Origin of the sequence: Streptomyces sp. JH14, assembly GCF_029428675.1 — a bacterium.
Classification (GTDB): domain Bacteria; phylum Actinomycetota; class Actinomycetes; order Streptomycetales; family Streptomycetaceae; genus Streptomyces.
Genome location: NZ_JAJNEL010000001.1, coordinates 2438748 through 2454384, shown reverse-complemented (window position 1 = coordinate 2454384; position 15637 = coordinate 2438748). Strand labels below are relative to the sequence as shown.

Genomic DNA, 15637 nt, shown 5'->3' with positions numbered 1-15637 from the left:
GATTAACAATTCTTGGCATCACCCCCCGACAGAACAGGAATTACCACGTGCAGATCACCGCGATGCCCGCGAAGTTCGCCCGCATGACCCGCACCAAGAAGATCTCGCTGGGCATGGTCGCCGCCGGCGCCGCGGTGATGGCCGGCACTGTCGTCAGCGCCCCGGCCGCCTCGGCCGCCACCCCCGCCCCCGCCCCCGCCCAGTCCAGCGGCGGCAACGTCGACAGCTGGATCAAGCAGTCGCTGGAGATCCTGCACAAGCAGGGCATCCCGGCCACCTACGAGGGCATCCACAAGAACCTGATGCGCGAGTCCTCCGGCAACCCCAACGCCATCAACAACTGGGACTCCAACGCCATGAAGGGCATCCCCTCCAAGGGCCTGATGCAGGTCATCGACCCCACCTTCAAGACCTACCACGTCGCCGGCACCTCGCAGAACATCTACGACCCGGTCGCCAACATCACCGCCTCCGCCAACTACGCGGCCCACCGCTACGGCTCGATCGACAACGTCAACTCGGCCTACTGATCAAGCCCCACGCACACCCCGGTCACCCAGCCGACAGGCACCAAGCCCACGCGTCGGGCCGACCGGACGAGAATCACCGCAGGCCGCGTCCCGCGCGACCGGCCTGCCCACGACAGCCACTCCCGCAGCCACCCACGGCACGCCCCCCGGGCGCACGCCGGACCACGGCTGCGGTCGAGACGGCACACCTGAGGGCCACCGGACGGTGGCCACAAGGGACGACAGGCTCGCCATCCGAGGCGAGCCACTGTCATGTCCGACGTCATCAACGAGCCGTCGTGACCGGCACGTTCACCACGCGTGCCTCAACCGTCCCGGCCCTGCCAGGTGGTCACACAGGCCTCGTTGCCCTCGCCGTCGGCCAACACCCAGAAGGCCGGCGCACGAATCGCGGACACCAGCCGACCTCCGGCAGCCAGCGCGGCCTCGACCCGCCGAGGCGCCTCGTCGTGCGGGACGCAGACATCGAAGTGGATGCGATTACGCTCCCGGCGTGCCTGGTCCATCTGCTGGAACCAGACCGCCGGGCCCTGTCCGACCGGGTCGACGAGCGGATCCTCGGGGCCGTCGGCTCCCGCCTCACCGGTGTAGCCCAACACCGCCTTCCAGAACGGCCGGATCGTCGCGACATCGAGTGCGTCGATCGCGATCTCCAGGAGCTGCACCGACCGCGGTGCGTCCGCGCTGATCTCCGGCTCCGTACGCAGCCCCGCTTCGTGCACAGCTCTGGAGATCCGATGTGCGAGATCGACATCGCAAGTCGTCACCGAAGCATGTTCGAGCGACTGAAGTGTGAGCACGACCCGTCCGGGCCGGATGTCGACGCGAAGATGCTGATCGGCATCGTCACCGCACACCGCCAGCGCGTTCGTCGCCACGTGGACCCCTTGCTTCAGCGACCCGACCGGCACTGATGTTCTGATCGCGCCCAGCAGATAGCGCCATCCCAGGTCGTCGATCGCTTCCGAAGCTTCCGGTCGACTCAGCGTCTGCTCCATGACGACATCCTGGCAGCCCCCTACCGTCGGCGTCGCGTCGGTCGAACGTGCGAAAGGGACTCGAGTATCTGTTCGGTCGAATACCCGTGTCGCACACAGGTGTGGAGTGCTTCAATGGCCCGCGACAGGACGGTATTCGTTCAGCAGGGGGCGAACGAGGATGCGGAAGTCGTACTACGCGGCACACGTCTACATGATCGTGGGTGTGATCTCCGGGCTGTACTACCGGGAGTTCACCAAGGCCAACCATTTCGAAGGCGACACCCAACTGTCCCTGATCCACACCCACTTACTGGCGCTGGGCATGCTGGGCTTTCTCATCGTTCTCGCCCTCGACAAGCAGTTCCAGCTGTCCGGGGCGAAACTCTTCACCTACTTCTTCTGGTTCTACAACGCGGGTATCGCGATCACCGTCGCCATGATGTTCGTTCACGGCACCGAGACGGTTCTCGGAAGCCATGTTCCCGAGGCCGTGCCGTGGATCGCCGGCCTGGGCCATACCCTTCTCACCGTCGGGCTCATCCTGCTGTTCGTTCTGCTCGGCAAACGCCTCAACGAGTCCGCTACGACGGAACCCGCGGAGTCGGAACCCGCGAAGACCTCGGCCTGAACCGGCCTGCGGAGAGAGCGGATCGGTCCCGTCGTCGCCGCCCGAAGCCGATCACCTCAATACCGGGAAGTCATGAGATGCCGCTGGAACGGCGCTGACGGCTGTCCCGTGATCCTTATGGCTTCCTGTTGCCGTCGCTGTGTGCGGCATACCGCGGGGCGTGCCGCGGCCAGGGCCTGACCGCCTCGATCTGCGCGGCCAGCTCCAGCAGCAGCTTCTCGCCGCCGGGTTTGGCCACGAGCTGCACCGCTACGGGCATCGCGTCAGCGTCCACACCCACGGGAACGGCGAGCGCCGGCCAGCCTGCGATGTTCCAGGAGCCGAAGAGCGAGGCCGTGCGGGTGCTGACGGCGGAGGTGCGCAGTCCACCGCGGTCGCCCCAGCGCTCGGCCCGCGGCGCGGGCTGGCTGAGAGCGGGGAGCAGCAGCACGTCGATCTGCCCGAAGAAGCGTTCCGCGGCGGCGCTGCGCCAGCGGTCCCGCCCGTGGGCCCCGTCCAGGTGCACGGCCGCCAATGCCCCGCCGATCGCGGTCAGTCGGCGCGTGCTCCGGTCGAGTCCGGCACGGTCGAGTCCCGCGGCGCTGGCCCGCGCCGACGCGTACCAGGAGCTCAGCGACGCGGGTCCCAGCCATGCCGGGTAGCGCCGCATGTGCCGGGTCACCGTGTGCCCGAGTCCTTGGAGCAGCGTCCCGGTCTCCAGCGCCGCACGGCGGTACCGGGCCGCGATCGGAAAGCCGGGCGAGACCGGCCGTACCGACACGCCGATGTGCAGCGCCCCCACCTCGCCGAGCTTCGCGAAGCCCGGCTCGTCGGCCATCACGGCCAGTCCGAGGGCCGCGTCCTGCACCGTGGTCGCGATGGGGCCGTTCTCGACCAGGTCGAACCAGGTCGGGTCGTCCGGCGCATGCGGTACGACACCGCGTCCCGGCTTGATCCCGATCGTTCCGCAGCAGGCGCAGGGGATCCGGATCGAGCCGAACCCATCGTTGCCGTGCGCCAGCGGTACCAGGCCGGCAGCCACCGCCGCCGCGCTGCCGCCCGAGGAGCCGCCGGGCGTGCGCTGCTCGTTCCAGGGGTTGCGGGCGATCCCGTAGACGCTGTCGGCCATCGGGACAAGACAGAGTTCCGGCACGTTGGTCAGACCGACCACCACGGCGCCCGCCGCCCGCAGCCGTTCGACGATCACGTGATCGCCGGCGCTGCGGTCCGGCGACGTGGCCGCGGATCCGCTACGGGCCTGTTCGCCCGCGACCGCAATGTTGTCCTTGACCGCGACCGGGACCCCCGCGAGCGGCAGGGAAGCACGGTCGGCCCGCCGGTCCACCGCTTCCGCCTCGGCCATCGCCTGTTCCGCCCGCACATGCCGGAACGCGGACAGGTCCGGATCCAGCCGGGCGATGCGGTCGAGGTGCTGGCGGGTGACGTCGGCCGCGGTGGCCCGTCCTCCACGTACGGCGGAAGCGATCTCGACGGCGGTGCGGCCGGTCCACTCAGTCATGGTTGATGAGTCAATCCCTCGCCGCGTGCGCCGCCAACCCCCGCGTAACCGTGTTACCGAACAGTAATCCCGGGTGGGCGTCGACTCCTGGTCGGTCGACAACGCTACAACCGGACGGTCGGCGAACGACGTCGACGGGCGGGACCGCCGGTTGCGGCCCCGCCCGTGCGTGGTGCTGAGGTGACGTCAGCGCAGGCCGAAGGCCCGGGTGATGGTCTGCGAGACGTCATTGCCGGCGCTGTCCCGGGCGGTGACCCGCAGCGTGGCGAAGCCGGCCGACTTGGGCGCGTGCAGGCCCGTCTGCCATCCGGCACCGGAGCGGGTCAGGTCGGCCCGCTGCCAGGTCTTGCCGTCGTCGTAGGAGACCTCGAGGGAGGGCTTGCCGATCGCGGCGGTCGTGCCGGGCAGGTGCGAGGCCGTCACCGTCAGCGTGGCGCGCCGGTCGGCCCGGCCGGCCTTGTCGGTGTCGACCCCGTAGTCGAGCTGGATCAGCGGCACGGCCTCGGCCGCCTCGGCTCCGCTGGCGGCGGAGGTGAAGTTCCACTCCGTCAGGGTGTGCCGGGAGTACGGGTTGGCCCAGGAGCCCCGGTCGTTGTCGAGCACCAGGCGGTAGGGCAGCCGCTCGGGGGCGAGCCCGGTGACCGGCAGCCACTCGTTGTTGCCCCAGTCGAGCTGCCGGTCTCCCTGGTAGAGCGACATCCAGTCCTTGACAGCGAAGTTGCCGCGCGCCTGGCCGACGTGGCCGGAGCCGGAGTCACCCCAGCTGGGCGCGGGGATGTACATCCCGTCGAGGTAGCGCACCGGCTGATAGCCCATCGGACCCATCCGGGGCCGCTGGATCGGTCCGAACCACTGGACCTCCGCGGTCTTCCCGGCCGGGTAGTGCAGGGTGTCGATCGAGTGCTGCATGGTCTCGGAAGCGATGATCGCGTCCTCGACCCAGTCCGCGTCGGCGGTGACCCAGTCGGTGCGCTCGCCCTGGGCGGGGGCCGTCACCGGGTTGGAGACCGCCCAGCCGCGCCAGACGTCGGTGCGGAACTCCATCGCCTTGCCCGGCCGGTAGTTGCGGAACGAGACGTTCACCCGTCCGAGGTCGCGCTGCTCCACCCGCCAGGTCGGGTCCGCGGGGACCGCGCCGGACCAGTGGTGCACCACGTCGTAGAGGTAGTCGGTGGTGGGGTGCGAGGTGACCTTCAGCTTGTCCTCGCCCCGCTGGATCGCGGCGATCAGGTCGGCGCCCTGGTCGGCGTTGAGGGTCGCCACCGTCAGCGGAGCCGGGCTCTCGGGGCTCCAGGTCGTCTCGTCCCAGGGCTGCATGCGACCGATGCCGTCGTTGACGACCAGCAGCACCTGCGCGCCCGCGGCCGCGGCGGCCTCCGCCTGCGCCTGGATCCCGCGCGGGTTGCTGCCCCGCACCACCACGGCCTTGCCCCGCACACTGCGCCGGGCCAGCTCCGCGGCGGAACCGTCACCGGCGTCGACCGCGGTCAGCGTCCGGGTGCCGGCCGGCAGCGGCTTGGCGGCGCGCTTGACGAGCGGGTCGGCGAAGTTCTCCGTCTTCGTGCCCACGGTCAGTGCCGGCTGCTCGAGGCGGAAGCGGGCGCCGAACTCGAACTCGCCGTCGGTGACCTTCTTGCCGGTCGGAAGCGCCCAGATGCTGTCGTAGGAGGGGTCGGGCAGCATGGAGGTCTCGAAGGAGCCGCCGCCGACCCACGTCCGGCGGACGTCCAGCCGCGGCGCGACAAGGGTGCCCTGCTTCGGCACGCGCGCCAGGATCTGACGGGCCTTCCGCCCGTCCAGAGTGACGGTCCGGTCCTGGTCCAGCGTCACGTTGCTGAAACCGAGCAGCGCCATACCCCGCGAGTGGGGCCCGTTGGCGCCCTGCACGTCGGCGATGAGCCATCCGCTGTAGTTTCCGGCGGGCAGCCGCGTGGTGCCGGTGCCGGACCCGTCGAGCTCGACCGCCGTAAGGGTGTGCTCCGCGATGAGGATGGCGTAGCCCGAGAGCGGCTGGCCCAGCCGGTCCTTCGCGACGATGGTCAGGTTCTGCCGCTGCCCCTCCTTGGCGACGCCGATCAGGGTGCGGGCACGGACCACGCCGCCGGCGTCCGTACCGGTGATCATGCCGCTGATCGCCTGGTCGGCCGGCAGCCGGTCCAGGTCCGCGGTCAGGGAGACCGTGGCGGTGTCGTGCGCGGGAATGGTCACCCGGCTGTCGGAGAGGGTGAACAGACCCGCCGGGGCGGCGGAGTCGATCGCCAGGTCCAGAGTGACCGGGGCGTCGCCGGTGTTGGTGTACGTCACCTTCCGGACGTCGGTCTCACCGGGCTTCTGGGGCCACGCGTGGAAGCCGGAGAAGGCGCTCGCGGTCGCGAAGACCGTGCTGTGCACCGCCGCCAGGGCGTCGACCCGGCCGCTGCCCGCCTCGTAGGGGGTGTACGACGGGGTGGCCTTGGCGCTGCTGACGAGCGCCTCCTTCAGCTGCTGGCCGGTCCAGTCGGGGTGGGCGGCGGCCAGCAGCGCGGCGGCGCCCGCGACGTGCGGCGTCGCCATGGACGTGCCGCTCATCGTCGTGTAGTACCCGGAGCCCTCCCCGTACTGGGAGCGGGCCGCCAGGATGTCGACGCCCGGTGCGGTGATCTCGGGCTTGAGCCCGGCGTCGCCGCCGCGGGGGCCGGTGCTGGAGAAGCTGGCGAGGTGGTCCGAGTAGTCCACGGCACCGACGGTCAGCGCGGAGTCGGCGGCACCGGGGCTGCCGATGGACTGCGGGCCTCCGTTGCCCGCCGCGATGACGAACAGCGCGCCGGTCTCACGGCTGAGCTCGTCGACCGCCTGGCTCATCGGATCGGTGGCGTCGCCGCCGCCGCCCAGGCTCATGCTGACGATCTTGGCCTGCTGGTCCCGGGCAGCCCATTCCATGCCCGCGATGATCCAGGACTCCTGGCCGCTGCCGCGGCCGTTGAGCACCTTGCCGATCTCCAGCCGCGCGCCGAAGGAGACGCCCCGCTCCTTTCCGTCGGAGGCGCTGCCGGTGCCGGCGATCGTCGAGGCGGTGTGGGTGCCGTGGCCGTGGTAGTCGGTGATCTCCGGCTCTTCCGGGATGAAGCTGGCGGTGGCGTCGACCTGCCCGGCGAGGTCGGGATGTTCGGTGTCCACACCGGTGTCGAGCACCGCGACCTTGACGTCCTTGCCGGTGTCGCCTTCCGCCCAGACCTTCTGCGCGCCGATCTGGGCGGTCGAGTCGGCCAAGTCGGCCTTCACCTTGCCGTCGAGCCAGACCTTGGCGACACCCCCCGCGAAGGCGGGGTGCGCCGACCGGGCGGCCGAGCCGGATCCGCCGGTGAGCGCGGACCAGAACGCCGGAGCCTGCTTGCGGTTCTGCGCGACGGCCGCGCCCTGGATGCTGTCCAGCCGGCGGACGATGGTCGAGCCAGCCACCTTCGGCTGGGTCCGGGACCTCGCGGCGGCGGCGGTGTAACGGACGATCAGCGGCAGCCGGGAGGTGTGCGCGTCGTCGTAGCCGTCGGCGATCAGCCGGGTCACGTTGAACAGTTGCTTGTCCAGCTTCCCGGTGGTGACGTACGGCAGGACGGCGTCGGGATAGACGTACGTCGAGCCGTCGATGACGGCGCGGTGGAAACCTGTGGTGGTTCCGTTGACGCCTTCGAAGGACCGCACGGCGGTGCCGTCGGCGGCGGTGCCGATCGTCACCTTGTCGCCGGTGATCAGGGTGACGGTGTGCGTGCTGATGCCCCCGGGTGCCTGGTGGGCGGCGGTGGGCTGCACGGGACTGGCCAGGTCCGCGGATATCGCGGCGGTGGCCGGCATGACCCCGAGTGCCAGGGCGGCCACCACGACGAGCGTGATGGGCCCGGACCGGGGGATGGGAACCTTGGGCAAGGCGAACTCCTCAAGCGCTGCCAACAAGACTGGAAGGCCCTGATCCTCTTGCCGACCTTCTGCCTCCTCAAGAGGCCGTTGCTGTCGTTCTTGTGACGTGGCGCACTTGTGTCATCGGAAACGGGACCCCTTCGGGAGCGATGCGGGAGCGCGCGCATCACGGAGTACGGAATCTGAACCGTCGTCCCTGCCTGCTCCGGCGTGGTTCGCTGCTGGCCGTCGTCGCCCTGGCCGCCGGCGGGTCGTCCCCGCCCACGCGGGGATGGTTGACCCACAGCTCGGTCCGGCTCGCCTGACCGGCACCGAGGGTGCGGCTTGAAGTCCCGTTCGCATGGTGGGAGATGGCTGCAGTGCGATACGGTGACGAAATCATCACGCTCTGTGTGTACACGCGCACACAGGGCGGCCCCCGGCGGTGCGCCAACACCAACCGAGGGCCTTCATCACCAGTGGAAGTAGCCACCGGAAATGCTGCGTCATGCTATCGCCCCGTCTCAGCGCTTCACGAAGGCATCGCACGATGTCGTGCGCCATCAGCGTCTGAGCAGTGACGCGAAGATCCTGCTCCTGTACGTCCAAGGCCTGCCTGAAGACACCTCCTGCAAGCCCCTGAGTGAACTCGCCAAGAAGCTGGGAATCAAGGGCCGCGCGTATCAGAAGGCCAAGGAACAGCTGGTCGCGCATGGGTACGTACACGAATGGCGAACTCAGGGCGGCCGAGGCCGCTGGATCACCGAGCAACTGGTCGCGAACACCCCTTTGACGAATGAGCAGGCAGAACACCTGCGAGGGGCGCCGCCCGCCACTCCGCCACCGAGTACGCAGATTCCGACGGTCGGTGAACCGGCAGCCCGGACGGTCGGTGGCTATGAACCGGTGGAAGACCACAGTGATAAGACCACTCCCCACCCACCCTCCGAAGCCGAGCCGACGGCGGGACCCGATCCCGAACCGACGGCGAGGTCAGCAGACGCCCTCCAACTGGCGCGCGCGGAAAGGGTCCTGCTCTCGCTGCGCCACACCCGTCGCGAACTGCACCTGGGACTGCGTGAGGCCCGCGCACTGGCTGTGGAGGCGGTCAAGTGGCTGGAGCGTGGCCTGAGCGAGTCCGACCTGCGACAGGCGCTGCTCGCCGAACGTCCGGAAGGCGGCGTGCGATCGGCGTTCGGCTTCTTGCGCTACCGCCTCATCCAGAAGCTCCCTGCGCACCCGGCCCCGCCATCGCCGCCTCAGCTCCCGGCGGTCGCCGACCTGGTCGTCTGCTCCTCACCCGGTGAGGAACACGTCTTCCGCCCCCTGGGCGACGAGACGGAATGCGCCCCGTGCCGCCAGTCCGCCGCGCACGCGACCTTCTACGGCGCCCGCGCACCGGAGCCCGATCACATCCCGTGGCGCGAACGGTTCGCGGAGATCGAAGTGAATCAGTCACATCCCGGCGGACAGTCAAGAACGAGGACGCCGGAACTGAAGAAGGTGCGCTGACAGTGCCCGTCCCCACGTAGAGCTCCGATATCGAGCGACTTGCGGCGCGGCCGACGTCGTCCCGGGGTTACTCGAGGAGAGAACGCTGGGGCGCGTCGAGCGTCAGACGGATGACGGCCGGCTGCGTCATGCTGTTGTGGCCGACAAGATCGGCTGCCGCGAGGATGGTGTGCGTCCCGGGGATGACGTCTGCCTCCTCCATCGTGAGCCATCGACGCTGCAGGGGTGGAAGGCCGGTCTCCTGCCAACCCTCTGTTTTCGGCGGCGCGTCGATGCGGAAGTACGTGCCCTCCGCGGTCCGGTACGCCCAGGCGCCGAGCAGCATGCCCCCGGTGCCGTCGGGGACGGCCTGGCCGTAGGTCTTGTCCCTGAAGGAGCGCGGCGGTTCGGGCACCGGTTGCCAGCGGGTGCCGCTCCAGTGCAGCAGGATGCGCTCGTCCACCTCCCGGGGCTCCTCGCGGCCCTCATCGCGCCCGTCAACGACCGAGTGCACGCCGAGGGCCCAGGCCTCGCCCGCGGAGTTCGCGCTGATACGCCAGAGGACCGACCCGTTGTCGACCACCTTGGCGTCGTACGGGGCCTGGTAGCGGCGCAGGCGGGTCAGCTGCCAGCCGCTGCCGTCCCAGTGGACCGCCGCGGGCTGCTTGGGCCGGTCGTCGAAGGTCTTGTCCCCGGCGACCCACACATCGTCCGCAGCTCGCGCCTCGATGTCGATGCCGCGGGCCGGCAGCGGTACGGTCCGCCACCGGGTGCCGTCCCACTGCCGAGCGGCGCCCGAGGCGTCGAGTGCCCAGGCGTCGTCCTGCGAGACCACATCGAGGTCCACCGGGGGGAAGTCCAGCGGGACCTGGTGCCAGCGGGCGCCGTCCCAGCGCAACGCCGAGCTGCGCTCCCACGAGCCGCTCGGCATATCGCCGGTCTTCTGCGGCGGCACACCGCCCCACGCGTCCGGGTAGAGCCACACGCTGCGTGGACCCGCAGCGGCAAGCCGCAACCACGGTTGTCCCCGCAGCTGCGCGGGGATCTGCACGGCCGACCACCGGCCGTCGCGCAGCCGCAGCAGGCCCGGCTTCCAACTGTCCGCCGCCCCCCGTTCCTCGGTGACCGCCCATGCCTCGGTGGCCGAGACCGCCGCGAGGTCCGCCATCTGCACGTGGCCGGGCGGGCCCATGTAGTCGATGCTCCAGGCCCCGGCTCGGGGCGGCGGGTGAACGTCGTCCGACATGCCGATCCTGCAGCCGCCGAGCAGCAGCAACAGGGCCGCCGCCGACAGCCACAGCGGACCGCCGGATCTCCTCCGCCGCATCGGCCCCTCCCCTCGCAGAGCCCGGGACCCTACAGGCACTCCACATGCGCGTCGAGTGCCTGCAGCGCCTCCGCCTTCCCCGCGACGGGCAGCTGGACCACGACCTCCCCGAGGCCGAGGCCCGCGTGGTGCACGAGCTTGCCGGGACGTGAGGCGTCCGCGGTGACCTGCAGTCCTTCGGGGCGCGACGGGTGCCCTCGTCGTCCATGTCGCCAGGCGGGGCTCGGACACGCACCGGCCGTTCATGCGCCGGAGCGTGCGCGATGTCTTGACGTGCCCCTGCCATAATGGCTTTATGGGAGCGCTCCCACGTTACTTCTGATGCTCAGGCTTATTGGCGCTCACTCTCTGGAGTCGCAGTGAGAACAACAAGAAGTACGACACGAAGAAGCCCCGCCACCGCCCTCCTGGCCGCACTGGCCACGCTCCTCGGGATCGTCGCTCTCGGCGCCCTCGGCCCGGCCACAGCCCACGCCCAGTCGGCCGGCGCCCTTGCCACCGGCCTCCACATCAGTGACGGCCGCTTACTCGAAGGCAACGGCAACGACTTCGTCATGCGCGGCGTCAACCACGCCCACACCTGGTACCCGGGCGAGACCCAGTCGCTGGCCGACATCAAGACGTTGGGCGCCAACACCGTCCGCGTCGTCCTCTCCGACGGCTACCGCTGGAGCAAGAACAGCCCCGCGGACGTGGCCGGCATCGTCACCCAGTGCAAGGCCAACCGGCTCATCTGCGTACTGGAGGTGCACGACACCACCGGCTACGGCGAGGACGCCGCGGCCGGGACGCTCGACCATGCCGCCGACTACTGGATCAGCCTGAAGGACGTACTCGCCGGCGAAGAGAACTACATCATCATCAACATCGGCAACGAGCCCTGGGGCAACACCAACCCCGAGGGCTGGACCGCGCCCACGATCTCCGCCGTCCAGAAGCTGCGCAGCGCCGGGTTCGAGCACACGATCATGGTGGATGCGCCCAACTGGGGCCAGGACTGGCAAGGGGTCATGCGCGCCAACGCCCAGTCCGTCTACGACGCCGACTCCACCGGCAACCTGATCTTCTCGATCCACATGTACAGCGTCTACAACACCGCCCAGAAGGTCACCGACTACCTGCATGCCTTCGTCGACGCCGGACTGCCCATCCTCATCGGCGAGTTCGGCGGTCCCGCCGACCAGTACGGCGACCCGGACGAGGACACCATGATGGCCACCGCCGAGCAGCTCCGGCTCGGCTACCTGGCATGGTCCTGGAGCGGCAACACCGACCCGATCCTCGACCTGGCGATCGACTTCGACCCCAGCCGGCTCAGCTCCTGGGGCCAGCGCATCTTCAACGGCGCCAACGGCATCGCCCAGACCTCCAGGGAAGCCACCGTCTACGCAGGCGGCAACCCCGGCGACACTCAGGCCCCGTCCACTGCCGGTACCCCGACCGCCTCCGCCGTGGCCGCCACCTCCGTCACCCTCACCTGGACCGCCGCCACCGACAACGTCGGCGTCACCGGCTACGACATCGTCCGGGTCAGAGGGGGCTCCGAGACCACGGTCGCCGCCTCCGCCACCAACACCGCCACCGTGACCGGCCTCACCGCCGACACGGCGTACACCTTCGCCGTCTACGCCCGCGACGCGGCCGGAAACCGTTCTGCCCGCTCGGCCACAGTGAGCGTCACCACCGACAAGGGCGGCAGCACGCCCGGCGTGGGCTGCTCCGTCGGCTACCGCGTTGTCGGCGAGTGGCCCGACGGCTTCCAGGGCGAGATCATCATCCGCAACACCGGCGCCACCACCATCAACGGCTGGACGCTCTCCTTCGCCTTCGCCAACGGCCAGACCGTCACCAACATGTGGGGAGGGGTCCCCACCCAGAACGGCGACACAGTGAGCGTCGCTCCCGCTTCCTACACCACCACCATCCCCGCCAGCGGCTCAGTCACCGTCGGCTTCACCGCCGCCAAGGGCGCTACCAACACCGCCCCGACCGCGTTCTCCCTGAGCGGCACCAACTGCACCACGGCCTGACCCGGCCGTCCCACTGACCGGCGGCGGGCACTCGCCCCCGCCGGTCAGCACGCCGTCCTCGCCGCGAGCACTCCCCACGCTCATCACGACAGCGGGGAGGCCGAGGTCGGACACGGCATGACTCTGCAAGGAGGGTCAGCCTGCGGCAATCGCTGAGTAGGTCCACACATCCGCAGGAATCTCATGTCGGAGCTTCCAGACGATGGCCATGGGCTTGCTGCCCTTGTGCTCCACGTACTCGGCGGGTCCCAGGAGCATCCACGGCTGCGGCCCGCCGATGTCCGTCTTCTTGAAACGGCGGACGAAGAGCAGGACGTGGGTGCCCTTCTCCTTGTGGGTCCGGTACCGAACGCCGGTGGGGGATGACTCCGAGGTCTGGTTCTGGGACTCCCAGTGGAACAGCGACTCGTTCAGCGCGTAGTCCTTGTAACGCGTCTCCGGGGAGAAGTCCTTCTCGTCTTTTTCGAGAGTGATGAGCAGGGCGTCGGTCTGGATGGTCTCGCACCACTTCACGCCTTCGCGGAAGTGCCCAGGCATGAAGCCACCCACGTCGGACTGCCCCAAGGCGGGGAGGATCTCTTCACGGCTGTATGAGGCGTGGACGGTCAGCGGCAGGCTCGCGTGGCTGCCGAGGAGCGCGACGGGCACGTGGTCGGCCTGGTCCAGGACGTGTGCGAGGACCTGGCTGAGCTCGTCACGGAACGCGTGCTGGGGGCGAAGGGTGTCGAAGCCGCCCTGGTAGTCGTTGAAGTCGCCGCCCAACGGCCACAGGGAGAAGAAGAACATCCGGGCGTAGGCCTGGTCCTGGACGCTCAGCTCTTCGTACGTGGGGGCGTCGTCGGCGAGGAGCTTGCTGTATGCGGCGACTCGGAGCGGGTCATCGACGTGGAGGAACGCTGACATGCGCTTGAGTAGCGCTTCTTCGCCCGCTGGCCCGGTCTCGGCGAGGAGCTTGGCGCGGCGGAGCAGCCCCGTCCATGAGTTCCCGTTGCCTCGGTAGAGCTCCTTGAGTTCGCGACCGCTTTCCTTGAGGTAATCGGCGAGCCGTGGCTCGGCGTACGCGGCGACCTCACGGGCGAGCTGAGTGACATTGACGCTGATCTGGCTGCGGATGTTGTCAATGATCAGCTCCTTGGCTTTGGTCTCAAGGATGATCTGGCAGCCAGATGGCAACTGCGGAAAGTCGTGCTCGATGTTGGTGAGCAGACGATTGCGGGTGAGGTTGGTCAGCGCGCGGAACTGTTCCTCGAAGCGGAACTCCTTACGGTGCTGACCGATGAAGTCCAAAACAGTGAGGACGGCCTTGTCCTCGGTCCGGCGCAATCCTCGTCCCAGTTGCTGGAGGAACACGGTGGCACTGGACGTGGGGCGCAAGAGGAGCAGAGTGTCGACATCGGGGATGTCGAGCCCCTCGTTGAACAGGTCGACGGAGAAGATGACTTGGAGCGTTCCGGCCTTGAGTTGTGCAAGGGCGTCTTTGCGCTCATGGCGTGGCGTCTCGCCGGACAACGCGACGGCGTTGAGGCCGGCCCGGCGAAAGAAGTCGGCCATGAAGACTGCGTGGGCCACCGACACGCAGAACCCCAAGGCGCGCATCGTGCCCGGATCGGCAACCTTGTCCCTTACGGCCTGCACGACGAGTCTGGCCCGTGCGTCGTTGCCGGTGAAGAGGTTGCTCAGGGCCGTGGAGTCGTACGATCCCCGCTTCCACGTAATGGCGCTCATGTCGGTGTTGTCGGTGACGCCGAAGTAATGGAACGGGCTGAGCAGGTCGTTTTCGAGAGCTTCCCAGAGGCGCATCTCCGCTGCGATCCGTCCCTCGAAGAACTCGTCCTGGATGTTGAGTCCATCCATGCGTTCCGGGGTGGCGGTGAGCCCCAGGAGTTCCTGCGGTTCGAAGTGATCCAGTATCCGGCGGTAGGTAGGAGACGTGCCGTGGTGGAACTCGTCGATCACGATGACATCAAAGTGTTCCGGTGAAAAGCGGTCCAGTGCACGTGAGTTGAGCGACTGGACGCTGGCAAAGACATGTGTCCATGTGTCGGGGATCTCTCCGCCGACGAAGAGTTCGCCGAAGTTCGCGTCAATCAGCACGTTCTGGTAGACGCGCAGGGACTGTTCCAGGATCTCCTGGCGGTGAGCTACGAAGAGCAAGCGCGGATCGCGTCCCCATGTCTGTCGCAGGCGCTTGTAGTCCAGTGCTGCCATCACGGTCTTGCCGGTGCCCGTCGCCGCTACCAGGAGATTACGGTTCCGGCCGTGGACGGTGCGTTCCACCTGGAGGCGTTCGAGCATGTCGCGCTGGTGCGGATAGGGACGGACCTCAAGTCCCGAGAGCGAGAGGGTTGGAGCACCGTTCCGGTTGGATCCGCCAGCGTGTGACAGGGCATCGTCGAGTCGCTGTGCGTCGATGTCCGGGTCGTACGACTCGAAGGAGCGCTCGCTCCAGTACGCGTCGAAGGTTGCCTCGAACTTGCGCAGGACGGACGGCGTGGCGACGGACGACAGTCGCACGTTCCACTCGAGCCCATCGAGCAGGGCAGCCTTGGAGAGGTTCGAGCTGCCTACGTATGCCGTGTCGAAACCACTGTCGCGGCGGAACAGCCATGCCTTGGCGTGGAGACGGGTTGAGCGGAGTTCGTAATTCACCTTCACCTCGGCACCGAACTCGCGGACCAGGCGATCCAGCGCGCGACGTTCCGTGGCGCCGATGTAGGTCGTCGTCAGTACGCGGATGGGGACACCGCGATCGCGTGCGGAGGCGAGTGACTGCTCAAGGACGCGGAGTCCGTGCCACTTCACGAAGGCGCAGAGCAGATCGACACGGTCCGCTGTGGCCAATTCGGCCCGCAGCTCAAAGCCCAGGCTCGGGTCGTCAGGTGAATTGGTGAGGAGCGCCGTCTCGGAGAGCGGCGTAGCGGGGCGAATCGCGTAGACGCCGGGAGCCTCTTGCTCCGCGACGGCAAGCAGCTGTCTGGGGCCCTCCATGACGAGATCGACCCACTCGGTTGCACCTTCGATGGTATTGAGGGACTCCAGGATGTGGTTGGCGGCGATCACCTGCTCCGCAGGTGAGAGGCCCTGGAGGACCTGCCGCACGACATTCCCGATGTGGCGCGACAGCACGTGGGGTGCAGATTCCGGGCCGACTGTTTCATCGATGGAGCGCCTGCCCGAGGTATCGAGATGTTTCATACGCTCTTCGAGGCGGCGGGTGATCAGTGTCTCGTAGAGCCCAGCGACCGGAGCTGTGTCGCCTGCAAGGTCGTTGGGCATGGCCGAG

The 15637-nt window shown here is 68.7% G+C and carries 9 protein-coding genes and 1 pseudogene; 4 read left to right on the top strand and 6 right to left on the bottom strand.

All coding sequences use genetic code 11. The annotated features are described in order from the left end of the window. Nucleotides 1–62: 62 nt before the first annotated feature. Complete coding sequence (locus LRD69_RS11005) at nt 63–530, top strand: transglycosylase SLT domain-containing protein (protein ID WP_277329690.1); 468 nt, start codon at nt 63–65, stop codon at nt 528–530. A gap of 305 nt (nt 531–835) precedes the next feature. On the opposite strand, the gene LRD69_RS11000 is transcribed toward LRD69_RS11005, so the two are convergent. Further along, nucleotides 836–1528, bottom strand: coding sequence for a VOC family protein (locus tag LRD69_RS11000; protein WP_277326392.1), 693 nt, complete (start codon nt 1526–1528; stop codon nt 836–838). A 160-nt stretch (nt 1529–1688) separates the two neighbouring features. Between LRD69_RS11000 and LRD69_RS10995 the strand changes: the two genes are divergently transcribed. Beyond that, nucleotides 1689–2138, top strand: a complete 450-nt coding sequence (locus tag LRD69_RS10995; protein WP_277326391.1) for a DUF2871 domain-containing protein — start codon at nt 1689–1691, stop codon at nt 2136–2138. Nucleotides 2139–2253: 115 nt separating this feature from the next. Here LRD69_RS10995 and LRD69_RS10990 read toward each other — a convergent pair whose 3' ends face one another. Further along, complete coding sequence (locus tag LRD69_RS10990) at nt 2254–3636, bottom strand: amidase family protein (protein WP_277326390.1); 1383 nt, start codon at nt 3634–3636, stop codon at nt 2254–2256. A 186-nt stretch (nt 3637–3822) separates the two neighbouring features. After that, nucleotides 3823–7536, bottom strand: coding sequence for a S8 family serine peptidase (locus tag LRD69_RS10985; RefSeq protein ID WP_277326389.1), 3714 nt, complete (start codon nt 7534–7536; stop codon nt 3823–3825). Between the two features lie 468 nt (nt 7537–8004). On the opposite strand from LRD69_RS10985, the gene LRD69_RS10980 reads away from it, so the two are divergent. Further along, nucleotides 8005–9018: a hypothetical protein gene (locus LRD69_RS10980; RefSeq protein ID WP_277326387.1), complete on the top strand. Its 1014-nt coding sequence runs from the start codon at nt 8005–8007 to the stop codon at nt 9016–9018. A 67-nt stretch (nt 9019–9085) separates the two neighbouring features. On the opposite strand, the gene LRD69_RS10975 is transcribed toward LRD69_RS10980, so the two are convergent. Then, nucleotides 9086–10324, bottom strand: coding sequence for a hypothetical protein (locus LRD69_RS10975; RefSeq protein ID WP_277326386.1), 1239 nt, complete (start codon nt 10322–10324; stop codon nt 9086–9088). A 29-nt stretch (nt 10325–10353) separates the two neighbouring features. Further along, nucleotides 10354–10470, bottom strand: a pseudogene (locus LRD69_RS10970) (LLM class F420-dependent oxidoreductase); the annotation flags it as partial. A 213-nt stretch (nt 10471–10683) separates the two neighbouring features. Between LRD69_RS10970 and LRD69_RS10965 the strand changes: the two are divergent. After that, complete coding sequence (locus tag LRD69_RS10965) at nt 10684–12354, top strand: cellulase family glycosylhydrolase (protein WP_277326385.1); 1671 nt, start codon at nt 10684–10686, stop codon at nt 12352–12354. A gap of 135 nt (nt 12355–12489) precedes the next feature. Here the strand turns inward: LRD69_RS10965 and LRD69_RS10960 are convergent, their stop codons facing one another. Further along, the gene (locus LRD69_RS10960; RefSeq protein ID WP_277326384.1) at nt 12490–15630 is read right to left on the bottom strand and encodes a DUF3427 domain-containing protein; all 3141 of its coding nucleotides are present in this window, start codon (nt 15628–15630) and stop codon (nt 12490–12492) included. Nucleotides 15631–15637 lie beyond the last annotated feature (7 nt).